Here is a 22,155-nt window from a genome sequence, read left to right on the forward strand (position 1 = left end):
CCGAAGGAAATCGGTTGATGGAATTTACCAGTGGCTTCTTGTTGAGCCTTTCGCTGTGCCTGGACATCGGCGTGGCCAACATCGCGATGATCACGTTGGCGATGCAGCGCGGCTATTTTCAAGGCTTTGCGCTGGGTTTGGGGACGTGCGTCGGCGACCTGATCTACGCCGTGCTGGCCTTGGCCGGGATGACCGTTTTGCTGCAATACGAAACGGTGCGCTGGGTGCTGTGGATCGGAGGTTCGGCGCTGTTGTTGTACTTCGCGGCGAAGATGATCTATTCGGCGATTCACCATGAGGCGGTCCTGGCGCAGGCCGAAGACGTGGGTCAGAACTCCCATCGGCGCGAGTTTTTCCGCGGAATCTTCCTCGCCATGTCGTCTCCCAGCGCCATTCTCTGGTTCGCGGCGGTGGGCGGCACATTGATCGCTCGTTCCGGCGGCGGTGGCGCCCTCAGCTCGGCGCTGTTTCTCGGCGGGTTTCTCTGCGCCGGGTTGCTCTGGTGCGTGGCTTTGTGCTTCGCAGCGAGTCACGGCGGCAAGTTGCTGGGGGACAAACTGCTGCGCTACTCCTATATGGCATCGGCAGCGATCTTCTGCTATTTCGCGGTCTACGTGATCCTATCGGGTTATAACGAGTTCGTCGGTGCAGGTGCCGTCGAGCAGTTGCACGCACTGTAATTGGGCGAATCGGGTTTGGCTTCTATACTCCCAGCCGAACCCACTTTTTTGTTCCAGGAGTTGAGCCATGGATGAGCAAACAGGCGTCGAAACCGCCAAGCCACGCTTCGAGCACGGGCACTTCCTGCTCATTGCAGGGCTTGGCGGACGATTTACTGCAGGCACCACTAAAGGCATTCCCGATCTCTGGGAGAAATTCATTCCCGAGATTGGCAAAATTCCTGGTCAAAAAAACGAAGTGACCTACGGCATCTGTTGCAATCCGGATGGCAAGGGCGGCTTCGAATACATTGCTGGCGTTGAAATCAGCAAGCTCGACGACCTGCCCGAAAAGTACCGCTGGGTTGAGGTTCAACCTCAGCATTACGCGGTGTTCGAGCATAAGGGCTCTCTCGATCAGTTGCCCCAGACCTTCCAGTACATCTGGAAAACCTGGCTGCCGCAGTCCGGTTATCAAGCGGCGGACGCGCCGGAATTCGAACGCTACAGCGAAGACTTCAACCCGAAGCTCAATACCGGTGTGCTGGAAATCTGGCTGCCGCTCAAACCGTAATGACTGCATTGTGCATTGGGAGGCGGATCGGTGATTCGCCTCTCGATGTCGTGGTGGCGCTGATTTATGATCCCCAGCCTTCCTCTCGCTGATTTCGAGCTGCCATGAACACCGTCATCCGCCACGTCACACCTGCTGATCTGGACCGCTGCTACGCCATTGAAACCGTTGCCTATGAAGGCGACGAAGCCGCCACCCGCGAAAAAATCGCCACGCGCATTGCCACCTGGCCCGAAGGTTTCATCGTGGCCGAAGTCGATGGCGTTGTAGCCGGTTTCATCAATTCCGGTGCGGCGTATCAGGTAGAAATGTCGGACGAGGCGTTCAAGGAACTGATCGGCCACGACCCGGCCGGCCCGCACGTGGTGATCATGTCGGTGGTGGTGCACCCGGATTATCAGGGGCTGGGACTGGCGAAACGGCTGATGGGCGAATTCATCGAGCGGATGCGGGCGTTGGGCAAGACCAGCATCCATCTGATGTGCAAGGAGCGGCACATTCCGCTGTATGCCGGGTTCGGGTTTGCCTACATCAAGCCTTCAGCGTCTGACCATGGCGGGATGGCGTGGCATGAGATGGTGTTGGAGTTGTAACCACAATCTCTCGAACACCGCAGATCCCTGTGGGAGCGAGCTTGCTCGCGATGGCGATCTGACAGTCACATCAATGTTGTATGTGCCATCGTCATCGCGAGCAAGCTCGCTCCCACATTGATTTGCGTTGTGTCAGTAGAGGCTGTCGCGCACCCGAGCCGGCGCTGCTGTTGAGCATAAGCACCTCAGAAAATCAGACCCATGCGCCGTTCGTAACCGATCCGGCCCCTGTAGGCTTCGCCGCTGTCGACCCAGCCGAATTTTGCGTAGAGCGCGATGGCCGATGCGTTATCCGCATCCACCGACAACTCCAGCCCCTTGATTTCCGGAAACGCCTGACGCGCCACGTCGGGCAGGGCTTGCAGACAGGCCTTGCCATAGCCTTTGCCCTGAGCCCGATGATCGACTTGCAGTGCGTGAAGGGTGGCGCTGTGTTCATCGGCCCACGCCGGCAGCACGGGCGGGCGCTTGAGCAGCAGAAAGGCCACGGGAACATCCTCGGCCAGCAGGGCGAATCCTTTGACGCCGGGGCCGGGTTTGGACAGCAAGGTGTGCAACGCACCGTGGATGTCGCCGGAGAACCTGATTTGTTCTTTATGAACTTCAATGGCCTCGACCTGCTGGCGCTGGAGCGCGTTCAGGCTGTCGTAAGGCACGAGTCGGGCTGTCACTGGAGTGTCCTTTTTCCAACAAAATGTGTTTCGAATTCTAACGAGTTTGCGTCCATGGATTATTTTTTATTTGACTGTCGATTTGGCTTTTTGCCAGACGACTAAGGGTGTCTTCACAACAAAAACCACGGAGAACCACCATGAACGCTACCCACGAAATCCAGGCCTTGATCGACACCTATCGTCAGGCGGTCATCGCCAAGGATGTCGAGAAACTCATGCCCCTGTATGCCGAGGACATCGTCTCCTATGACGCGGTCAAAGCCCTGCAATTTCGGGGCAAAGCTGCCTACCGCGCGCATTGGCAGGAATGCATGGAAATGTGCCAGGGCGCGCACACGTTCGACTTCGACCATATGAACATCGTCGCGGACGAGCACATCGCCTTCGCCCATTGGCTGGCCCATTGCGGCGGCACCAACGAGAAGGGCGAAACCCAGGCCTGCTGGATGCGCGTAACTGCCTGCTATCGGCGCGACGATGGGCACTGGCGCATCGTCCACGAACACTGGTCGGCCCCGTTCGACATGATGAGCGGCACGGTGCTGTTCAACCTGGAACCCTGAGCGTCAGGCCGATTCGTCGGGAATGTCGCGAAAGCGTCAATCAGCAGCCATAGTTGATCCGTTCGATTCAGGAGAGCCCCATGAAGTATTTATGCCTGGTCTACAGCAACGAGCACGAGTTGCACTCGTTGCCCGAAAGCCCGAATGACGCTGAATGCATGGCCTACGCCGAGGCGATCCAGGGCAGCGGTCGAATGGTCGCCGCCGAGGCGCTGGAGTCGGTGCAGACCGCGACCACCGTGCGCATGCGCAACGGGAAAATGTCTATCACCGACGGCCCGTTCGCCGAAACCAAGGAGCAATTGGCCGGCTTTTACCTGATCGATGCCAAGGATCTCAATGAAGCCATCCAGGTCGCCGGCAACATCCCGGCGGCCCGGGTCGGCTGTGTCGAGGTACGTCCCGTTCGCCAGTTGAATCCCGGCGCCTGATGTCGGCCGAGTCGGTACGAGCGCAGGTTGAGCAGGTTTACCGCGAGGACTCACGGCGGATTCTGGCGACCCTGATCCGTTTGCTCGGCGATTTCGACCTCGCCGAAGAAGCCTTGCACGAGGCGTTTTTCGTCGCGGTCGAGCGCTGGCAGCGTGACGGTGTGCCGGACAATCCGCGCACCTGGCTCGTGTCCACGGGGCGCTTCAAGGCCATCGATGTGTTGCGTCGGCGTGCACGCTTCATCGCGTCGCAACCGATGTTGATCGCTCAACTGGAGGCGCTGGAGCAGGCCGACTGGAGTGACGAAGACGTGGAAGACGATCGCCTGCGCCTGATCTTCACCTGTTGCCACCCGGCACTCGCGGCGGACGCCCAGGTGCCGTTGACGCTGCGGGAAGTCTGCGACCTGACCACGGAAGAAATCGCCCGGGCCTTTCTGTCGGCGCCAGCGACCATTGCCCAGCGTATCGTGCGGGCTAAAGCAAAAATCCGTGACGCAAAAATTCCTTATCAAGTGCCAACCCTGGCGGAATTGCCCGAGCGCCTGGACAGCGTGCTGCGGGTTATTTACCTGGTGTTCAACGAAGGCTATTCGGCGTCCATGGGCGCGGAACTGACCCGTGAGGATTTGACCCGCGAGGCGATTCGGCTCGGTCGTCTGTTGATGGAACTGCTGCCCGAACCCGAGGTGATGGGGCTGCTGGCGCTGATGCTGTTGCACGAGTCCCGACGCCCGGCGCGGACGTCGGCGAGCGGGGAGTTGGTCGTGCTGGATGAGCAGGACCGTTCGTTGTGGGACGCTTCAATGATCGAAGAAGGTTGCGCATTGGTGGAGCGGGCGCTGACGACTCGGCAATTCGGTCCGTATTGCCTGCAAGCAGCGATAGCGGCGTCGCATGCCGAAGCGCCCACGGCGGCGGAAACGGACTGGCTGGAGATTGTGGGTCTGTATGACGTGCTGTTGCGGGCGGCGCCTTCGCCAGTGATCGAACTGAACCGTGCGGCGGCGATCTCCAAACGGGATGGGCCGTTGGCGGGGCTGACGTTGGTTGAAGGGATTCTGGCGCGGGGGGATTTGCTGGATTACCACTTGGCGCACGCGGCGCGGGCGGAGTTTTGTCGGCAGCTGGGAAGGATTGATGAGGCGCGGGCGGCTTATGAGCGGGCGTTGGAGTTGACGCAGCAAGTGCCGGAGCGGCGGTTTATCGAGGGCCGGTTGCGGGCGTTGGAGTGATGTGATCTTGCGGGCCCCATCGCGAGCAAGCTCGCTCCCACATTCGACCGCATTTCTGTTGAAGGAACTTGGTCAACTGTGGGAGCGAGCTTGCTCGCGATGGTGGCACCGCTATTCCAACATCTTGCCAAGCAACCAACTCCCCGCCGGCCCTGGCGGGTGCAGCCGCGACCACAGTGCATCGACGAACACCGGTTTCGGCCAGCCGCGCACCTCCAGTTCCTGCAACGTCCCTGGTCCAAATCGCTCCACCAGCCACCGCGGCAACGGTGCCCAGCCGAATCCACCCTGGGCCATTTCCAGCAGCATCAGATAACTCGGCGCCGACCAGACGCGCCCCTTCGCACGGCTTTCATACGGATTGACGATCGTCGCCAGACGCAGCTCCCGGTGTTGTTGCAGCACGTCTTGATCGATGTGGTTCAGCGCCGCCAACGGATGCTCGCGGGACACGAACAGAGCAATCTCGGTCCGTTCCTCGACGGTTGAACTGACCAGGTCCGGCGGGTAACTGTCTTGCTTTTCGGCGAAGGCCACATGCGCCCGACCCCGTTGCACCAAGGCCATCAGGTCATCGCACTCGGCGATCAGGCATTCAAGTTCCAGATCCGGATAACGCTGCTCGAAAGCAGTGAGCGCCGCTTCGAATCGGTCGGACTGATACGTGTCGGAAATCGCCACGGTCAGTTTTGGCTCGACCCCTTGGGACAATTGGCTGGCAGTCATTTCCAGTCGGCTGGTGGCGGCCAGGATTTCCTCGGCCCGTTGCAGCATCACGTGCCCGGCCGGGGTCAGGCTCGGTTTGCGGCTGCTGCGGTCGAACAGCGTCAGGTTCAAGTCGATTTCAAGGCTGGCCACGGCGGCGCTGATGGTCGACTGACTGCGGCCCAGTTTGCGCGCTGCGGCGGAAAACGAGCCTTGAGTCGCTGCCTGTACAAACGCCTGCAACACTTCTTGAGAGGCCATGAACTATCGCCTTGATCGATGGTTATTGGTTATGAAGTATCGGTATGAAGAAGGATCATGGCAACCACAGTCACTCAGAGGAGTCTGGCCATGAGCACCCACAAATCCATCACTGAACGTATTTTCCAGGCCATTGGTTTCGAATTGCTGGCCATCCTGATCTGTACCCCGTTGTTGGCGTGGATCATGGACAAACCGATGCTCGACATGGGCGTCGTGACCATGGCACTTGCGGCACTTGCCCTGGTCTGGAACGTGGTCTTCAACGGATTGTTCGACCGTGCGCTCAAACACTACGACATCGTGCACAACGCGTGGGTACGTGTTGTCCATGCGCTGTTGTTCGAAGGCGGTCTGGTCGCGGTGGGTGTGCCGTTGATCGCCTGGTGGCTAAAGGTCAGTCTGTGGCAAGCGTTCGTGCTGGATATCGGCGTGTTGCTGTTTTTCCTGCCGTACACCTACGTCTACCACTGGGTCTATGACGTGGTGCGCGAGCGGGTGGTGATGCGCCAGGCTGTCTCGGGATAAAAGCAAAAGATCGCAGCCTCGTTTCACTCGACAGCTCCTACGTTGGAATGCGATCCCTGTAGGAGCTGTCGAGTGAAACGAGGCTGCGATCTTTTGATATTGATGGCATTTACAAAAACACCACCTGACCTTAGAACAGCTTGGTGAACAACCAATACAAACTGCCCGACAACAGAATCGCCGCCGGCAACGTCAACACCCAGGCCATCAGCAGGTTGCGGATGGTCTTCATCTGCAAGCCGCCGCCGTTGGCGACCATGGTCCCGGCCACCCCCGATGACAGTACGTGAGTGGTTGAGACCGGCAGGCCGAACATGTCCGCCGCACCGATGGTCAGCATCGCGACGGTTTCCGCCGAAGCGCCTTGCGCGTAAGTCAGGTGGGTCTTGCCGATCTTCTCGCCGACCGTCACCACGATACGTTTCCAGCCGACCATGGTGCCCAACCCCAAGGCAATGGCCACCGCGATTTTTACCCACAGCGGAATGAACCGCGTGGCGTTGTCGATCTGCTGCTTGAACAGTTGCAGCTTGTTGGTGGTGTCGGCGTCGAAGTTGCCGACCTTGTTTTTGTCCATCAGGCGAATGGTTTCGCTGGTCAGGTACATGTCGTTACGCACGTTGCCCATGGCCTCGGCCGGGACTTTCGAGAGCGAGCCGTAGCCCTTCACTTCGTTCCCGATATTGCCGGTCAACGCGGCGAGGGCGGGGATCAGTTGTGGTGTGACTTCCTTGCTGCGCACGTAATCGGACAGTACCGGACGCGGGTCGGCCGGCGCGGGCAGCGGCGCACTTTTGACCAGCGCTTGCTGGGTGACTTCAGCCACGGCGGCAAACTGCAGCGCCTGGTCGGCCGGCATGGTGCGGTTCAGCGCGTAAGCCATCGGCAGCGTACCGACCAGAATCAGCATGATCAGGCCCATGCCTTTCTGGCCATCGTTGGAACCGTGGGCGAAAGACACGCCGGTGCAAGTCAGGATCAGCATGCCGCGAATCCACCACGGTGGCGGAGTGTCGCCCTTGGGTGCTTTATACAGCGCACGATTCTTCACGAAAGCCCGCAAAGCCAGCAGTAACAGCGCAGCAAACGCGAAGCCGATCAGCGGCGACAGCAACAGCGCATAGCCGACTTTGGTTGCCTGCGCCCAGTCTACGCCGCTGGTGCCGTCGCGACCGTGCATCAGGGCATTGGCCACGCCGACGCCGATGATCGAGCCGATCAGGGTGTGCGACGAAGACGCCGGCAAGCCCAACCACCACGTGCCGAGGTTCCACAGGATCGCGGCGATCAACAGGGCGAAGATCATCGCGAAACCGGCGGAGGAACCGACTTGCAGAATCAGCTCCACCGGCAGCAGGGCGATGATGCCGAACGCTACCGCGCCGCTGGACAACAGCACCCCGAGGAAGTTGAAGAACCCGGACCAGGCTACCGCGAAATTCGGCGGCAAGGAGTTGGTGTAAATCACCGTGGCCACGGCGTTGGCGGTGTCGTGGAAACCGTTGACGAACTCAAAGCCGAGGGCAATCAGCAGCGCAACGCCCAACAGCAGAAACGGCGTCCAGGTGGTGACCACGGTGCCGAGTTCGTTCATGTCGTGCATCAGGCTGTAGGCGGTGAACAACAGCCCGCTGCCCAGCACGGCGAAGAAAATCACGATGGTCAGCAGGCCGGGCTTTTTATCGAGTTGCGGTTTGGCGCTACTGGCGGGCGCCTGGGCGGCGGAGAAGGAAGGAGTAGCCATGACGGACAATCCTGAGGGGAGAGGGAGTGTCGCCCATGATCGTTGCTGAATGTTACAGAGAGGCTGCGCTGGGTCAGTGTTTGGGGTTTTTAAAGGCAGAATCAAAAGATCGCAGCCTCGTTTCACTCGACAGCTCCTACAGGGGATCGCATTCCAATGTAGGAGCTGTCGAGTGAAACGAGGCTGCGATCCTTTGATCCTAATAATCCTGTCGCTTGCGAAACGCCCAACGCCCGGCGATCACGGTAAACGTCGCGACCAATGCCACCAGAATCCAGAACCCTTCCGGGTCGCCGGAAAGCGGCACCCCACCAACGTTCATGCCAAAGAACCCGGCGATGATGTTGATCGGCAACGCCAGCACCGTGACCACGGTCAGGGTGAACAGCGTGCGGTTGCTCTGTTCGTTGAGGTTGGCGGCGATTTCTTCCTGCAACAGCTTGATCCGTTCGCCCAGCGCCGTGAGGTCGTTGATGATCAGCGCGAACTCCTCGGTGGATTTGCGCAGCTCCTTGACGTCCTCCTTCTGCAACCACTGCGGCGGGCGATTGAGCAGGCGCAGCAACGAACCCGGTTCCAGCGCCAACAAGCGTTGCAGGCGCACGAGCACCCGTCGGTTGGCGCCCAGCTCAGCCCGGTTGGTCGACAGCCGCGAGGACAGCAACTCATCTTCGATCTGATCGACGCTGAGGCTGGTCTTGCGCACGATCTGGGTCAGCACTTCGCCCTGATCGCGCAGCAGATGCACCAGCAACTCCAGCGGCGAGCGAAAGCACTCACCGGCCTTCACCGACGAGCGCAGCTTGTCCACCGAGTGCAGCGGTTGCAGGCGTGCGCTGACGATCAGCCGACTGCGGGCGCAGACCCACAACGTCGACACATCGGACGAGACCATGCTACTGAGGTTGAACACCACGTCGTTGACCACCGCCAGCAACGCCGAATCCACATGCTCGATGCGCGTCGAACGGGAGCCCTCATGCAGCGCTTCGAAAAATTCGTCGGGCAATTCCAGATGGCTTTTCATCCAGCGTTCGCAGGCGGCGTGGGCCAGATTCAGGTGCAGCCAGAGAAATTCGTCGTTGTCGCCGGGGTGCTGCAGACACTGCAAGGCCTTGGCCGAATCGAGCTCCCGCCCGCGCTCGCCGGGGCGAAAACTGAAACCGTACAGCAGACCGAACAGGTCCGTGTCGCGATGGCTTTGGTCGATGCTGTGGTTCATGAGGTCTCGCTGTGAGGAGGCGCCTGTCGCGGGTTTCACAGGTTCACTTGAGCCGCATCATCGCAAGGAGTTTTGACGGTTTTGTGACAGTTGGATGGCGGCTAAATAGTGGCCGTACCGATGGTCGGAATTCATTCAAGAACGGCTCTGGGACGCCGATTACGCTGACGTTAACTTGCACGGCTTTGGTCACGAACCAAGGTCGCAGACAGGGATGTCCGGACTTCTTTCACGCCTCACCCGGCGTGCCTCATTCCTGTCATGAGTACCTCCCGATGTTTTTGCAAAAGTCTTTGAGAACGCAAATTCTCGCCCTGCTGAGCGGCAGTCTGTTCGCGATGCTGTTGATCGCCCTGGCCTGCTTTCACTTTCTGTCCAGCGGTGTTCAGAGCTACGCGAATTTGATCGAAGGCCCGCTGCACACCTCGCAATTGATCGATGAAGCCAACCTGCAATTCAAGGTGCAGGTACAGGAGTGGAAAAACGTCCTGCTACGCGGCAAGCAGCCTGCGGATCTGGACAAATACTGGAAGCAATTCGAAGACCGTCAGCGCGACGTGCAGGGCATCCTCGGTGAACTGGCCGGACAGAAGGGTATCGAGCCGTCATTCAAGACTCGTATCGAACGCCTGCGGGACGAACATCGTCTGTTGGGCGCGGCTTATCAGAAGGGCCGTGACGCCTACGTGGCGGCAGGCGCCGAGCCAACGGCTGGTGACACGGCGGTCAAAGGTGTGGATCGCGCAACCAGCGATCAGATGAGCGAGTTGGTCAGCGAATTGCGCAAGCAGGGTGCCGAGCAATCGAAACTGATCAGCGCCGACGCCGAACGCACCGTGTTGCTGGGGATCATAGTGATGCTCGCCTCGGGTCTGTTGATCGGCCTGTTGAGTCTGTGGCTGATCAACCGCAACCTGGTGGAACCGATTCGCAAACTGATCGAGTACGTGGCGCAACTCAGCCAAGGCAAGTTTGCCGAACGCGTGGCCAGCACCCGTCAGGACGAACTGGGCAAACTGGCGATGGCCGCCAATACCCTGCGCGATTTTCTTGCCGAAACCTTCAGCCGTTTGCAGCGCAGCGCCTCGGATCTGGACAGTGCCAGCGGTGAACTGAATTCCATCGCCACCCTGATGGCCAGCGGCACTAACGAACAGTTCAACCGCACCGATCAGGTGGCCACGGCGATGAACGAAATGTCCGCTACCGCGCAAGAAGTCGCACGTCACGCTGCCGATGCGGCACGTGCCGCCGATGATGCCGACCAGTCAGCCCAGCAGGGCGAAAAGGTCATGCAGGGCACCATTCACACCATCACCCAAATGCGCGGCGAAATCGCCAATACCGCCACGGTCATCCGTCGTCTGGAAACCGACAGCGGGCGCATCGGCAAGGTGCTGGAAGTGATTCGCGGCATCGCCGAGCAAACCAATCTGCTGGCGCTCAATGCCGCCATCGAAGCAGCCCGTGCCGGTGAAGCCGGGCGCGGTTTTGCGGTGGTGGCCGATGAAGTCCGCAGCCTGGCCCAGCGCACGGCGGCGTCGATCATCGAGATCAACCAGATCATTCAAACGGTGCAAACCGGTGCGGTGGACGCCGCTCAGGCGATTGAAAGCGGTCAGTCGCGCAGTGAGGAAAGTGTCGAGCAAGTGACTCAGGCCGGCGCCATGCTGGAGCGCATCACCCTTGCCGTGGAAGCCATCCGCGACATGAACCGCCAGATCGCCACCGCCGCGGAAGAGCAGACGTCGGTGGCCGAAGACATCTCGCGCAACCTTACCGAGATCACCAGCATCGCCAGCACCAATCTGGATAACGTGCAGCGCACCGAAGCGGCCAGCCACAACCTGCACGGGTTGTCGGGGCAGTTGAATGAAGTAACGGCACGTTTAAGCGCGTAACGGGAAGGGCTGTGTACCGGTTTACTTACCGAGTCGGTACACAGTCGATCTCAAGTCCGCAGTATCGATGTCGATGACCACGGTAATCCCATAAACCCAATGGAAAACCGCCATGGTCAGCATCACTTCTGTTTCGATCACCCCGACAGCCACGACTGCTTCGAACAAGACTGCCGTCAGCGACAGCACCGAAGACACGTCAGTCACGGCAACCGCTGAGGCGTCCAGCGACACCACCAAGGTATCCGCCGGCGGCGCCCCTGCAGCGAGCGGCAGCAGTGCCAGCAGCAGCGAAGAATCCGATACGGTGAAAGAACTGCGCAAGCAGATCGCCGAGCTGCAAAAGCAATTGCAGGAACAACAACAGCAACTGCAAGCGGCCCAGGCCAAACAGGAAAGCGCCGAAGCCAAAGCGGCGGACGTCGCGGCGGCTCAGTCGCAGATGGCGGCCACTTCAGCTTCGTTGCAGACCGCGACGGCGGCGTTGTTGCAGGCGTTGCAGGATGAAGGTGGCAGTACCTCCGGCTCCTTGGTCAGTACGAGCGCTTAACTCCGTGCTGGAAGGCTGAAAGTAAACGTCGTGCCCTGTTGCTCGGTCGAGACCACATCCAGTTTTCCGCCATGGGACTGCGCAATCTGACTGGCAATGTACAACCCCAACCCGAGGCCGGCCTGCGGTTTTCCGCTGGCCGATCGCGAGTAGGGCCGGAACAGATGGGGCAGCGTATCCTGCGCAATCACCCCCTGATTGTTCACGCTCAGCACGAATTGTCCCTCATTGATCTGCGCGCTGATTTCGATCGGGCCGTCGGGATCGCCATGAGCAACCGCGTTCGCCACCAGATTGGAGAGTAACTGCGCGACCCGCTCGCGATCACACTGAACGCCGTGCAGGTCGTCGATGGACGATTGAAGGGGGCGGTCGGGATGGACGCTCTGAACTTCAGAAATCACGTGCCGCAATGCATCCTCAAGATCCGGGCACGGCTCGATGTTCACGGGAATGCCACGACCCAAAGAGCCGCGAGCGAAATCCAGAACGTCATCGACCAGTTTGGCCGCACGGCGGGCGCTGGTGAGAATTTGCCTAGCCCGCTGCTGATTCGCCGGATCGGGTAGTTTGCGCAGGAGCATTTCGGCGCCGGCGCTGATGGCGAACAAGGGGTTGCGCAGATCATGCCCGAGCACGGCGATGAACTGTTCGCGCAGCTCGGCGGTTTCCCGTTCCTTGCGCAGCGCTGCTTCGGTCTTTTGCAGGTTTTCTTCGGCCTCGATCTGCAGCGCCAACATTCGGGCGAAGGACTCCATGGTGCTCTGGATCGTGCTGGATTTGAGGTTCGCAGGGTTGGGGTCAAGGGCGCAGATGGTGCCGAAAAAGCGTCCATCGGTGCGGAAAATCGGCACGGCGATGTAGCTTTCGAACTGATAGAGGCGAGGGGTGTGGTGATCGCGGTAAAGCGGGTCTTCACTGGCCTTGTCGATGACCACCGAATGATGCGACTGACGAATTTCGTGGCACAGGGTCGTGACAAGATCCAGTTCGCCGCCGACCTGCAAACCGAAATTCAGTTGATCAAACACAGCACACGCCGTCCAGGAATTTTCGGTGACCCGGGCCACGGCGGCGAAGCGCAGCCCCGTCAGTTCTCGGATCACTTGAAGAATCGCTGGCACCGCGCTGATCCGACCGATCGTGGCGATATCTGCTGCCGCTGCTTGCCCCATTTCAATCTATCCCTGCATGAACAGTGTGGTGGGATTCTAGCGGGCTGACGCGGCGTTGGCGCAACTTGATTACCTGAATTTGACGTGCAAAAAAGCCGCACGATCCGAAGATCGTGCGGCTTGGTGTTTGTGCATCAGGTGTCTTGTTTGTCGCTCAGGACTTTGCCGGTGGCGGCATCGAAATCCACGTCCCACTCGGTGCCGTCAGCGGCTTTCAGTTCGACTTCGTATTTATAGTTGTTGAAATGGTTATCCAGATCCGTGTCGGTGATGGTCGCACCCGGATGCAGTTTCAGCGCAGCCTGGTTCATTTCTTCCAATGGCTTGATCTTGCCGTTTTTGACCAGCTCGGGGATCTGGTCGACGCGGACATCGGCTTGGGCCAGGCCAGCGGTGAGGGTCAGCGCAGCGGCAGTGAACAGGGCAGTCAGGGTGTTCATGAGGTTCTATCCTTGGATGAGCTGTTTAAGTGGGATCAGGCTAACCGGCGCAACTTAATCCACCCTTAATTCTCCGAGCGCGACTGAGCGAAGATCGCTCCCTCTTTCATCAGTAACCGTTGTTCTGCAGCAACTGCGCAACACTGGCCGCCGCCGGGCGTTTGTAGAACTTGAGCAGTTCGCTGGCGCGGTTGGTGAAGATGCCGTCGACGCCGGCGTCCATGACTTTCTGGTAATCCACGGCATCGTCGATGGTGTACACGTGCACCAATAAGCCCTGATCGTGGGTGTACTGGTTCATCCAGGGTTGCACCAGGTCCGAATAGCTCTGATCGCCACCCTTGGTCAGCGCGGCAGATGGGCCGGTGCCGATCGCGCCCTGGGCTTTGGCGTACTCGACCCATTGCTGGAACTCGGCTTTGTCTTTCGGTTGCTGTTTGGCGTAGTAAGTGGCTTTGTCCTTGTCGCCGGACTCGGCAAACGTCACCTTGGATTTCGGCTCGATACTGCCTTCACCGACCCACAACAACAGGATTTTCGGCACTTTCGGCATTTCTTTCTCGAGCAGTTCGAGGCTGCTCTTCTCGAAGGTTTGCAGCACGACTTTACCTTTGCCCTGGCCGACCGCCAGATCGCTCTTCGCCAGTTTCGAACCGGCCGGGCTCAACCAGCCGCGATCCTGGAGTTTTTCCTTGAGGTCGCGCTCGATCCCGGGAAACTGCTTCGGCTCTTTGGTTTCGATGTACAGGCCAGGCTTGTGCAGCGGGTTGCCTTGGGCAATATCGATGATTTCGTCGAGGGTCAGAACTTTCAGACCGACGTACGCAGGACGCGCGCGATCCGGGTAGGCGGTGTTGAACCAGCTGCCGGCATCGAGGGTTTTCAGCTCGGCGAGGGTGAACTCGTTGGCCGGGCGGTCCTTGCGTTCAGGGAATTTGCTGGCGACGTCGGTGGTGCGTTGCAGGTTGTTGTCGTGCAGGGCGAAGAGCACGCCATCCTTGCTGCGTTGCAGGTCCAGCTCCAGGTAATCGGCACCCAGATCGCGGGCCAGTTTGTAGGCGGCGGCGGTGGATTCCGGTGCATCGAAGGACGCGCCACGGTGGGCGATCACGGCCGGATGCGGAATGCCCATGCGGGTGGCCAGTGCGGTGGGGCTTGGCTCGCTGGCGGCCTGTGCCTGGCCGAGACCCAGCATCAGACTCAGCAGCAGGGCACTCTTGGTGAAGGTAACAGGCATGGTCGAGGTCCTTTCGCAGATTTTCAAAGACGTATCTTTTAACAACTGAGCGCCGCTTGCGCTATCGCCAGACCGACATAAACGTGTTTAAAGCAGATTTTTTCAGCGCTTTTGTGCGCTTCTTTGCAGTACTCTTGGCCCCGGCAGTTACCCCGGCAGAGGGAACGCCCATCCGCTTGCCCTGCGTGTAAACCATCGATCACCGGTCCTTTGCGACCTTCTGTGAGGTTTATCATGCGCATCACTTCCGAGCTCATCTGCCAGGCCGCCGACCAACTCAAAGGCTTCGTCGGCCTCAATCGCAAGACCGGCCAGTACATCGTTCGTTTCAGCGAAGACGCCTTCGGCATGGACGTGGCGGATGACGGCATTATTCCCACCAGCGAATTCGTCTGGGCCCCAGGTTCCGCGCAAGTCATGACGCTCAAGCGTGAGTTGATTCAGTTGTTGCTGGATCAGAACATCGATGATCGGATCAACATCACCGAGCCGTTGCGGGTGTACATGAATCGGCGGGAAGTGCCAGAGATTTCGGCGGTGCGCAGTTTGGTGCAGAGCTGTTGCGGTGGCTGTGGTGGCTCTGCAACATAGAATCTCCCACATGGGTCTTGTGATCGACACATAACCCATGTGGGAGCGAGCTTGCTCGCGATGGCGGCCCTGAGAACACCACAACCACTCACTGCTTGAACGCATACGCCCGCTCAACCCTGCACACCCGCGTATGACAAGACGAATACCAGGTCGACCGCCCGCGCTCGCGTATCTCACTGTGTTCGGGATGATGTTTCCACGCCAGGATCGCCGCTTCGCTGGCCCAGTAGGACACCGTTATCCCGAGCCCGTCTTCACCCCGAGCCGATTCCACACCCAGGAAACCAGGTTGCTCACGGGCCAGTTCGACCATGCGCTTGGCGGCCTGCTCGTAACCGTGATCACCGTCGGTGCGCAGAGAAGTAAAAATCACCGCGTAGTAAGGCGCTGGCGGAGTCTTGGCGATCATGACTTCTGCCTCTTGCAAGCTGCGACCAACGCACGGACCAGCGGCGGCAGCTTGCCCTTGAGTGCTACGCGTTCAGGTTGGAACAGCGTCGCGACGAAAAACGGATGCCCATTGAGTTCCACCGCCCGCAAGTCGCCCGAAGCATCGTGTCCAACGGCGCACAGCTGTTGGGTCAACAACTCACGTTCGAACGCTGGATTAACGCCATAGCGGCAGTGATATCCCTCGACAATCTCGGCGCTTTCGTACGCCTCGGCGATCAACGAGCCTTCAACCAGATGAATGTTGTCGACGGCCTCCACCAGAGAACAGGTCAGTGGCGTGATCAGCGCTCGCGTCGCATCGGGCGATGTCTCGCCGTGTTCGGCATCTTCCCAGCCCAGAACATGTCGGGCGTATTCGAGTACGGCGTGTTGAAAACCGCCACAGGTACCCAGGAAGGGTCGTTGCTGTTCGCGGGCAAACCGAATCGCCCGCAAAGCACCGTCCATATCGCGGTAAGGGCTGGCGGGCACGCACCAGAAACCGTCGAAATCAGCCAATGGCGCATCGGCGCTGATGCGGTCGGTGGCCAACCACTGGAACTGCACGTCTGTATTCGCCTGTTCAGCGGCCATGCCGAGGGCGATGGGGATGGCCTGGTGAGCGGTGACGTGCGGGTCGTAATCGCCGATCAGGGCGATGCGGATTGGGCGGTTTTCCATGAGTGCGCTCCACGCTTGTTGATTCCTGGCACCCACTATAGATTGGCGTTCACGCACTCAATATTGGCGTTATCCCAATTGATCAATGCATCGACGCACTATCGACTGGATTACCCCGACCTGTCCCTGATCCTCGCGCTGGTGCGCGGCGGCTCTCTGGCCCGGGCGTCGACGCTGTTGAAGGTCGACGTCTCGACAGTATTTCGCGCGGTGCGCCGACTGGAAGCCGCGCTGGGCCAGCAGCTGTTTGAAAAGAGCCGCGCCGGCTACTTGCCCACCACCTTGGCGCAAACCTTGGCCGAGCAAGCTGAGCGGGCCGAACAGGCGCTGGAGGCGGCGCGCATTGGCGTGGAGCAGGGCGGTGAAGTCATCAGCGGCACGGTGCGCCTGACCTGCACCGATTCTGTCTTGCAAGGCTTGCTGCTGCCGGCGTTGGCGACGTTCATGCCCGGCTACCCGGCGCTGACCCTCGAGTTGAGTACCTCCAATGACTTCGCCAACCTCAGCCGCCGGGATGCCGATATCGCCTTGCGCCTGACTCGCACACCGCCCGAGCACTTGGTGGGGCGGCGATTGGCCCAGGTTTCCTATCGAGTCTGCGCCAGCGAGGCGTACCTGAAATCGGTCGATTCCGAAGACCTGGCCTCGCTGATCTGGATTGCCCCGGACGACTTCCTCCCCGATCACCCCACCGTCGTGTGGCGCCGTCAGCAGTTGCCCGGCGTCACCCCGGGTTATCGCTGCAACAGCATGTTGTCGGTGACTGAGTTGGTGCGGGCCGGGCTTGGTGTCGCGGCATTGCCGGACTTCCTCATCGGTGACGGGCTGCAACCGTTGAGCGAGCCGCTATACGGTTACGACACGGCGCTCTGGTTGCTGACCCGCCCGGACTGCCGCGCCTTGCGCTCGGTGGTGACGTTGTTCGATGAATTGGGGCGGGCGCTTCGATTGCCTTGATCGAGTGCTAAACCTTCGGCTGATCCTTGCGCACGAAGTGCTGATGCATTTCCGAGGTCAGGCTTTCGATGCGTTCGGTGAGGGCCTTGGTCATTTCGGTGAGTCGGGTGTTTTGTTCGAGCAACTCCAGCAGTTGCGCGGTGTTCTGTGCCGCTTGCGCCTGACGTTCACTGTTGGCGACGGCCAGGGTTTCGCGGTGCAGGGCGTCGGCGTCGGACTGGGCTTTGTCCCGCGCGGCCTGACGGGTCTGGGCCAGCAGAATCAACGGCGCGGCATACGCCGATTGCAGGCTGAACGCCAGGTTGAGCAGGATGAACGGGTAGAGATCGAAGTGCGCCACGCCAAACAGATTGAGGCAAACCCATAACACCACGATCAGCGTTTGCGCACCGAGAAAGGTCGGCGTGCCGAAGAACCGCGCAAAGGCCTCGGCACGCAGGGCGAACTTGTCGTTGCCGAACGTGGGCGCAAGGTGGGCGTGGGGGCGATGAAAGCGCAGATGGTCGACGGGGAGGGCGGGTTGAGTGTCGGAAGTCGTGGTGGTCATGGTGCTCTCTGCATGGCGCTGGGACTGAGGCTCACTATAGCCCCAGCGTCAGTTTCATTCTGAAACACATTGCGGTGTTTTATTCATCGCGACCTGTGATCGGTAAATCGGTAGACCTTGTCATTTATTGCAACTCGATTCAGAGCTGATAACAGGCCAGGAACATGTCCAGCGCCGAATCCACCACCGTGGCCTGCATCTCGGCTGACAGGCCGGGCAGGCCCATGGAAATCTGCGGCCAGAACGCAAAGGATTTGAGCATTCCCTGAATCTGTTGGGCGGCGAATTCGGGGGCGACCGGTTTCAAACGGCCATCGGCTTGAGCGGCGCGGATCCACACAGTCAGGCCTTCTTCGCGCTCACCCATTCGGGCGACCATGTTCTGCGCGCGCTCAGGGGAATGGATGGTGGCGGCGATGGCCACTCGCGCCAGGTCGAGAAAATTGTCATCGCCCATCATCTGCAATTTCGCAATCAGCATCCGGCGCATCTGGTCGCGCAGCGGCTGGTCAGGGTGGTAGGGCGTTTCTTGTTCTGACGTCACCCGCGCCCATAATTGATTGAGGATTTCGGCGAACAACTCTTCCTTGCTGGGGAAATGGTTGTACACCGTGCGCTTCGACACGCCAGCGGTGGCGGCGATCTTGTCCATGCTGGTGATATCGAAACCGTTGGCACGGAATTCGGCAATCGCAGCCTGAATGATGGCTTCGCGTTTTCGGTCGGTGAGGCGCTGTGGAGCTGTCATAAGTACGCTTCGGCAGGAAGAAGTGAGAATTACACTTGGCAGTTTACTTGTGATCGGCTTTGATGCAACCTAGAAACTACACTGTGCAGTGTAATACTTCCTTAATCCTGCGCAGAGAACAATAGAATCTCCGGCTGATGCGTGCGTGCCTTGGCCATTTATCGTCCCAAGCGGAAAACTGCGAATCATGAGGTTTTCCTGGAGTCATTCAGTCATGGCCACTTCAACTTCCCCTGCGGACAACGCCTCCACACCTGAAGCCTCCCGTCAGGCAGAAGGGCACTTCCGAAACCATGCGCCCGTGCAACGCGAAGGCTTTCGCAAAATGGTGCGCATCATGTGGAACATGATCTTCCACAAACCGCGTAACACCCGCCCGACGGCGTCTGTCCCGGTGCAAACCCTGACTCAGGCAGCGTTGATCGCCGCCCCCAACCACAGCGTTTACCGACTTGGTCATTCCACCGTACTGCTGAAACTGCGGGACAAATTCTGGATCACCGACCCGGTCTTCGCCGAGCGCGCCTCACCGGTGCAATGGGCCGGCCCGAAACGCTTTCACCAGCCGCCAATCAGCCTCGAAGAACTGCCGCCGATCGAAGCGGTGATCCTGTCCCACGATCACTACGACCACCTCGATTATCAAGCGGTGCTCGAACTGGCGGACAAGACCCAGTACTTCCTCACACCGCTGGGCGTGGGCGACACGCTGATCAAATGGGGCATCGACGCCAGCAAAGTCCGACAACTGGACTGGTGGCAGGGCACTGAGGTCGACGGTATTCAGTTCATCGCCACCCCTTCGCAGCACTTTTCCGGTCGCGGTCTGTTCGATGGCAACAGCACGCTGTGGGCCTCGTGGGTGATGATCGACGGTGACACGCGAATCTTCTTCAGCGGCGACAGCGGTTATTTCGATGGCTTCAAACGCATCGGCGAACAGTACGGCCCATTCGACCTGACGCTCATGGAAACCGGTGCCTACAACGTCGAGTGGCCGCATGTGCACATGCAGCCGGAGCAAACCCTGCAAGCGCACATCGACCTCAAAGGTCGCTGGTTATTGCCGATTCACAACGGCACGTTCGATTTGTCGATGCATGCCTGGTTTGAACCCTTCGACCGTATTCTGGCGTTGGCCTGGGAGCGGAATGTCTCAATCACCACGCCGCAGATGGGTCAGGCGTTCAATGTGATGTATCCGCAGCGGGGTAGTGCCTGGTGGTCGGAGATGGAAAATGTTGGCGAGCAGGTTGAGCCTCAGAACGCCTGATAATGTGCGGCCGGGCCGACCCACGGGAGCGGCCCGAATTTCACAACTAAACTAGCTGCGTTCATCCAGTAGCAGGTTTAGATATTCCGAGATCTTTGCCACGGTCAAATCGCGAAATTTTCCGCGGAGCATTTCATTCAGCTCCTCCTGAGACAGTCCGAGCTTTTGTGCCGCCTCAGTCTTGCTCAGCCGACCAGTTTCGAGAAATATGCCAATCTTCATAACGTATTCAGATTTGGCCCGCATCTCACTCGCATCGGGATATCCCAGCGCCTCATAAACACAGCTGTCGCTTCCATCGACTTCATTCATTCGCTGACACCTCACTCAACCATCGCATAATCCGCCCGCCCCACTGGATCAGGCGTAGACCCTTTCACATTCATCCCTCGACCCGGCGCGAACCCTGGGAAGAACACCAACCCCTCCGATTCAAACCGATAGGCCAACGCCAGCCGCGTAACATCCAGCACATCGCGTTCATCCTCAAATCGCTGAATTGCGTCCACCGAAACCCCGGATTCCCGAGACAGTTCCTTCACACTCCAACCCAGCATCGCTCGGGCCTGAACGCTATGCGCGGGGGTGAATTGGAAAAGGGCGATACGTTCCAGGGTGATTTTCATCGCAAGAGAGGCCATGGTGTTCTCCGGGCTCAAGAGTGCTGATTCAAAAAATACTGTGTTTTTGTACAGTTGTTTTGAGCCCGAATCAAACTCATTTTTTGATCGGTTCTATCTCGTCCCGTCCAGCCAGGCCGTCGGCGCCTGTCCTAGTACGCGGCGGAACATCGTGGAGAACGCCGCCGGGCTGTCATAGCCAAAATCCAGGGCAATGCGCGTCACCGGTTCGCCCACCACCAACCGCGCCAGAGCCAGTACCACGCAGGCCCGCTGCCGCCATTGGCTGAAACTCAGACCCGTCTGTTGGCGGAACAGGCGATTGAAAGTTCGCAGGCTGATGTGCAATTGATCGGCCCATTGCTGTGGCGACTGGTGAGCGTCGGGCCGCTGCACAAAGCCCTGGCACAACGCGAGCAGCCGCGCATCGACGGGCAGCGGAATGTGCAACGGCAGGTGAGTGCTGCGCGCCAGTTCATGCAGCAGCAAGCCGATCAGCGTACCGTCGCGCCCGCGCTCGTCATACGCCAGCGGGATCTCCACCGCCTCCATCAGCAAGTGCCGCATCAATGGCGAAACGCTGATCACCTGGCAACGATCCCCCAGATCCACCGCCCCCGGCTCGATATACACACTGCGTGTGCTCACCCCCAGCATCAGCACCTCATGCGCCACCCCCGGCGGAATCCACACCGCCCGCTGCGGCGGCACCACCCAACTGCCGTCGAGCGTGCTGACCTGCATTACCCCGGTGGCGCCGTACAACAATTGCGCCCGCCGATGTGTATGACGAGGCAACAATTGGCCGTGGGAATAATCCGTACCGATGGCCACCACCGGCCGTGGCGTGTGGTCCAGCAGATCAATCGAAACATTGCGCATCGAGCAGTCCCAGCGGTTGGCGTAAACGCGAACATTATTGGCTGACTTACTGAAGCAGGCCAAGGCGCATCGTTCTATCGTCGACCGCACTCAACTAACGGACGACACCCATGTTCTATCTCCTGCTCGCATTCTTCGGCTGCATGACCGGCATCACCGCGGTGCTGTTCGGTTTCGGCGGCGGTTTCGTCGTCGTGCCATTGCTGTACCGCATGCTAATGACCAGCCACGGCACAGACGACCCTGTCAGCCAATCGGCGATGCATATTGCTGTGGCCACCTCGACCTGCGTGATGATCGTCAACGCAACGATCGCCACCGGAAAACACCGCCGCGCCGGTAATCTCATTCGTCATTACCTGTGGCCGTTGGGCGGGTTTATCGGCGTGGGCGCGGTAGTCGGCGCCGTCGCGGCGATGTGGGCAAGTGGCGAGGTGATTCGCTATGCCTTCATCGCATACCTGGCCGTGACCATCGCGGATTGCCTGTTGCGACGCGGCTTTCTCACAGCGTCCGACACAGCCATCCCACGGCGATTGCGAAGGGCAGAAGCGTCTGGCGGTGGTGTAGGAATCGGCACCATCGCCACGTTTCTCGGCGTAGGCGGCAGCGTCATGACCGTGCCGTTATTGCGGCGTTGTGGGTTGAGCATGTCCCAGGCGACGTCCATGGCCAACCCGCTGAGTTTGCCCGTGGCGCTGGCCGGGACGCTGACTTACATGGCCATGGCCGGTTTCACCGAGTTTGATCTGGGGCCGTGGTTTGTCGGTTATGTGGATGTGCTGGCGTTTGCGGTTTTGACGGTGGGATCGCTGGTGGGGATTCGGGTGGCGACGCCTTGGATTGGGCGGATACCGGATCGAACCCATGCGCGGGTGTATGTTGGTTTGCTGGTGGTGGTGGTGCTCAGCCTGTGCCTGAGTTAATCG

The 22,155-nt window shown here is 59.6% G+C and carries 27 protein-coding genes; 13 read left to right on the forward strand and 14 right to left on the reverse strand.

Annotated elements, in window-relative coordinates; genetic code table 11:
* Positions 1-17: 17 nt before the first annotated feature.
* The 3 genes from VD17_RS25215 to VD17_RS25225 all read left to right on the forward strand — a co-directional run bounded on the left by VD17_RS25215 (position 18) and on the right by VD17_RS25225 (position 1,826).
* Positions 18-680, forward strand: a complete 663-nt coding sequence (locus VD17_RS25215) for a LysE family translocator (RefSeq protein ID WP_046056186.1) — start codon at positions 18-20, stop codon at positions 678-680.
* A gap of 67 nt (positions 681-747) precedes the next feature.
* On the forward strand, positions 748-1,233 hold the full coding sequence (locus VD17_RS25220; RefSeq protein WP_046056187.1) for a GyrI-like domain-containing protein: 486 nt from the start codon (positions 748-750) through the stop codon (positions 1,231-1,233).
* A 104-nt stretch (positions 1,234-1,337) separates the two neighbouring features.
* Positions 1,338-1,826: a GNAT family N-acetyltransferase gene (locus VD17_RS25225; RefSeq protein ID WP_046056188.1), complete on the forward strand. Its 489-nt coding sequence runs from the start codon at positions 1,338-1,340 to the stop codon at positions 1,824-1,826.
* A gap of 185 nt (positions 1,827-2,011) precedes the next feature.
* On the opposite strand, the gene VD17_RS25230 is transcribed toward VD17_RS25225, so the two are convergent.
* On the reverse strand, positions 2,012-2,497 hold the full coding sequence (locus VD17_RS25230) for a GNAT family N-acetyltransferase (RefSeq protein ID WP_046056189.1): 486 nt from the start codon (positions 2,495-2,497) through the stop codon (positions 2,012-2,014).
* 140 nt (positions 2,498-2,637) lie between these two features.
* Here VD17_RS25230 and VD17_RS25235 point away from each other — a divergent pair, with 140 nt between their 5' ends.
* The 3 genes from VD17_RS25235 to VD17_RS25245 all read left to right on the forward strand — a co-directional run bounded on the left by VD17_RS25235 (position 2,638) and on the right by VD17_RS25245 (position 4,729).
* Positions 2,638-3,063: a YybH family protein gene (locus tag VD17_RS25235; protein WP_046056190.1), complete on the forward strand. Its 426-nt coding sequence runs from the start codon at positions 2,638-2,640 to the stop codon at positions 3,061-3,063.
* A gap of 80 nt (positions 3,064-3,143) precedes the next feature.
* Positions 3,144-3,494, forward strand: a complete 351-nt coding sequence (locus VD17_RS25240; protein WP_008151161.1) for a YciI family protein — start codon at positions 3,144-3,146, stop codon at positions 3,492-3,494.
* The gene (locus tag VD17_RS25245; protein WP_046056191.1) at positions 3,494-4,729 is read left to right on the forward strand and encodes an RNA polymerase sigma factor; all 1,236 of its coding nucleotides are present in this window, start codon (positions 3,494-3,496) and stop codon (positions 4,727-4,729) included. Before VD17_RS25240 ends, VD17_RS25245 begins: the two co-directional genes overlap by 1 nt.
* A 111-nt stretch (positions 4,730-4,840) precedes the next feature.
* On the opposite strand, the gene VD17_RS25250 is transcribed toward VD17_RS25245, so the two are convergent.
* Complete coding sequence (locus VD17_RS25250) at positions 4,841-5,695, reverse strand: LysR family transcriptional regulator (protein WP_046056192.1); 855 nt, start codon at positions 5,693-5,695, stop codon at positions 4,841-4,843.
* Positions 5,696-5,785: 90 nt separating this feature from the next.
* On the opposite strand from VD17_RS25250, the gene VD17_RS25255 reads away from it, so the two are divergent.
* On the forward strand, positions 5,786-6,223 hold the full coding sequence (locus tag VD17_RS25255) for a multidrug/biocide efflux PACE transporter (protein ID WP_046056193.1): 438 nt from the start codon (positions 5,786-5,788) through the stop codon (positions 6,221-6,223).
* A gap of 130 nt (positions 6,224-6,353) precedes the next feature.
* Here the strand turns inward: VD17_RS25255 and VD17_RS25260 are convergent, their stop codons facing one another.
* Positions 6,354-7,967, reverse strand: a complete 1,614-nt coding sequence (locus tag VD17_RS25260) for an inorganic phosphate transporter (protein WP_046056194.1) — start codon at positions 7,965-7,967, stop codon at positions 6,354-6,356.
* A gap of 199 nt (positions 7,968-8,166) precedes the next feature.
* A complete protein-coding gene (locus VD17_RS25265) occupies positions 8,167-9,189 on the reverse strand; it encodes a transporter (RefSeq protein WP_046056195.1) in 1,023 nt (340 codons plus the stop codon).
* 275 nt (positions 9,190-9,464) lie between these two features.
* Here VD17_RS25265 and VD17_RS25270 point away from each other — a divergent pair, with 275 nt between their 5' ends.
* Together VD17_RS25270 and VD17_RS25275 are read left to right on the forward strand one after the other, a co-directional pair.
* Positions 9,465-11,090, forward strand: coding sequence for a methyl-accepting chemotaxis protein (locus VD17_RS25270; RefSeq protein ID WP_046056196.1), 1,626 nt, complete (start codon positions 9,465-9,467; stop codon positions 11,088-11,090).
* Between the two features lie 112 nt (positions 11,091-11,202).
* Positions 11,203-11,640 (forward strand): hypothetical protein, encoded by a 438-nt coding sequence (locus VD17_RS25275; protein ID WP_046056197.1) that lies wholly within the window; start codon positions 11,203-11,205, stop codon positions 11,638-11,640.
* On the opposite strand, the gene VD17_RS25280 is transcribed toward VD17_RS25275, so the two are convergent.
* The 3 genes from VD17_RS25280 to VD17_RS25290 all read right to left on the reverse strand — a co-directional run bounded on the left by VD17_RS25280 (position 11,637) and on the right by VD17_RS25290 (position 14,492).
* Complete coding sequence (locus VD17_RS25280; protein WP_046056198.1) at positions 11,637-12,815, reverse strand: GAF domain-containing sensor histidine kinase; 1,179 nt, start codon at positions 12,813-12,815, stop codon at positions 11,637-11,639. The two genes, VD17_RS25275 and VD17_RS25280, sit on opposite strands and share 4 nt — an antisense overlap.
* Positions 12,816-12,949: 134 nt before the next feature.
* On the reverse strand, positions 12,950-13,255 hold the full coding sequence (locus tag VD17_RS25285; RefSeq protein ID WP_046056199.1) for a PepSY domain-containing protein: 306 nt from the start codon (positions 13,253-13,255) through the stop codon (positions 12,950-12,952).
* A gap of 109 nt (positions 13,256-13,364) precedes the next feature.
* Positions 13,365-14,492 carry a glycerophosphodiester phosphodiesterase gene (locus VD17_RS25290; RefSeq protein ID WP_046056200.1) on the reverse strand — a complete coding sequence of 376 codons (1,128 nt, stop codon included), beginning with the start codon at positions 14,490-14,492 and terminating at the stop codon, positions 13,365-13,367.
* 234 nt (positions 14,493-14,726) lie between these two features.
* On the opposite strand from VD17_RS25290, the gene VD17_RS25295 reads away from it, so the two are divergent.
* Positions 14,727-15,083 carry a DUF2025 family protein gene (locus VD17_RS25295; RefSeq protein WP_046056201.1) on the forward strand — a complete coding sequence of 119 codons (357 nt, stop codon included), beginning with the start codon at positions 14,727-14,729 and terminating at the stop codon, positions 15,081-15,083.
* Positions 15,084-15,171: 88 nt separating this feature from the next.
* On the opposite strand, the gene VD17_RS25300 is transcribed toward VD17_RS25295, so the two are convergent.
* Together VD17_RS25300 and VD17_RS25305 are read right to left on the reverse strand one after the other, a co-directional pair.
* Positions 15,172-15,495, reverse strand: coding sequence for an antibiotic biosynthesis monooxygenase family protein (locus VD17_RS25300; RefSeq protein ID WP_046056202.1), 324 nt, complete (start codon positions 15,493-15,495; stop codon positions 15,172-15,174).
* Positions 15,492-16,199, reverse strand: coding sequence for a CTP synthase C-terminal region-related (seleno)protein (locus VD17_RS25305; protein ID WP_046056203.1), 708 nt, complete (start codon positions 16,197-16,199; stop codon positions 15,492-15,494). The genes VD17_RS25300 and VD17_RS25305 overlap by 4 nt, the downstream gene beginning before the upstream one ends.
* 15 nt (positions 16,200-16,214) lie before the next feature.
* On the opposite strand from VD17_RS25305, the gene VD17_RS25310 reads away from it, so the two are divergent.
* Complete coding sequence (locus VD17_RS25310; RefSeq protein ID WP_080932066.1) at positions 16,215-17,156, forward strand: LysR family transcriptional regulator; 942 nt, start codon at positions 16,215-16,217, stop codon at positions 17,154-17,156.
* Positions 17,157-17,163: 7 nt separating this feature from the next.
* On the opposite strand, the gene VD17_RS25315 is transcribed toward VD17_RS25310, so the two are convergent.
* Together VD17_RS25315 and VD17_RS25320 are read right to left on the reverse strand one after the other, a co-directional pair.
* Positions 17,164-17,703: a DUF1003 domain-containing protein gene (locus tag VD17_RS25315; protein WP_046056205.1), complete on the reverse strand. Its 540-nt coding sequence runs from the start codon at positions 17,701-17,703 to the stop codon at positions 17,164-17,166.
* A gap of 139 nt (positions 17,704-17,842) precedes the next feature.
* Complete coding sequence (locus VD17_RS25320; protein ID WP_046056206.1) at positions 17,843-18,451, reverse strand: TetR/AcrR family transcriptional regulator; 609 nt, start codon at positions 18,449-18,451, stop codon at positions 17,843-17,845.
* 214 nt (positions 18,452-18,665) lie between these two features.
* Here VD17_RS25320 and VD17_RS25325 point away from each other — a divergent pair, with 214 nt between their 5' ends.
* Positions 18,666-19,724 carry an MBL fold metallo-hydrolase gene (locus VD17_RS25325; RefSeq protein WP_046056207.1) on the forward strand — a complete coding sequence of 353 codons (1,059 nt, stop codon included), beginning with the start codon at positions 18,666-18,668 and terminating at the stop codon, positions 19,722-19,724.
* 51 nt (positions 19,725-19,775) lie between these two features.
* On the opposite strand, the gene VD17_RS25330 is transcribed toward VD17_RS25325, so the two are convergent.
* From VD17_RS25330 to VD17_RS25340, 3 genes are all read right to left on the reverse strand, one after another.
* Positions 19,776-20,036 carry an XRE family transcriptional regulator gene (locus VD17_RS25330; protein WP_080932067.1) on the reverse strand — a complete coding sequence of 87 codons (261 nt, stop codon included), beginning with the start codon at positions 20,034-20,036 and terminating at the stop codon, positions 19,776-19,778.
* Between the two features lie 11 nt (positions 20,037-20,047).
* Positions 20,048-20,365: a helix-turn-helix transcriptional regulator gene (locus VD17_RS25335; protein WP_046056208.1), complete on the reverse strand. Its 318-nt coding sequence runs from the start codon at positions 20,363-20,365 to the stop codon at positions 20,048-20,050.
* 93 nt (positions 20,366-20,458) lie between these two features.
* Positions 20,459-21,226, reverse strand: a complete 768-nt coding sequence (locus VD17_RS25340; RefSeq protein ID WP_046056209.1) for an AraC family transcriptional regulator — start codon at positions 21,224-21,226, stop codon at positions 20,459-20,461.
* 110 nt (positions 21,227-21,336) lie between these two features.
* Between VD17_RS25340 and VD17_RS25345 the strand changes: the two genes are divergently transcribed.
* Complete coding sequence (locus VD17_RS25345; RefSeq protein ID WP_046056210.1) at positions 21,337-22,152, forward strand: sulfite exporter TauE/SafE family protein; 816 nt, start codon at positions 21,337-21,339, stop codon at positions 22,150-22,152.
* Positions 22,153-22,155: the final 3 nt, after the last annotated feature.

It is taken from the genome of Pseudomonas fluorescens (assembly GCF_000968015.1).
In the GTDB taxonomy this organism is placed as follows: Bacteria; Pseudomonadota; Gammaproteobacteria; order Pseudomonadales; family Pseudomonadaceae; genus Aquipseudomonas; species Aquipseudomonas fluorescens_W.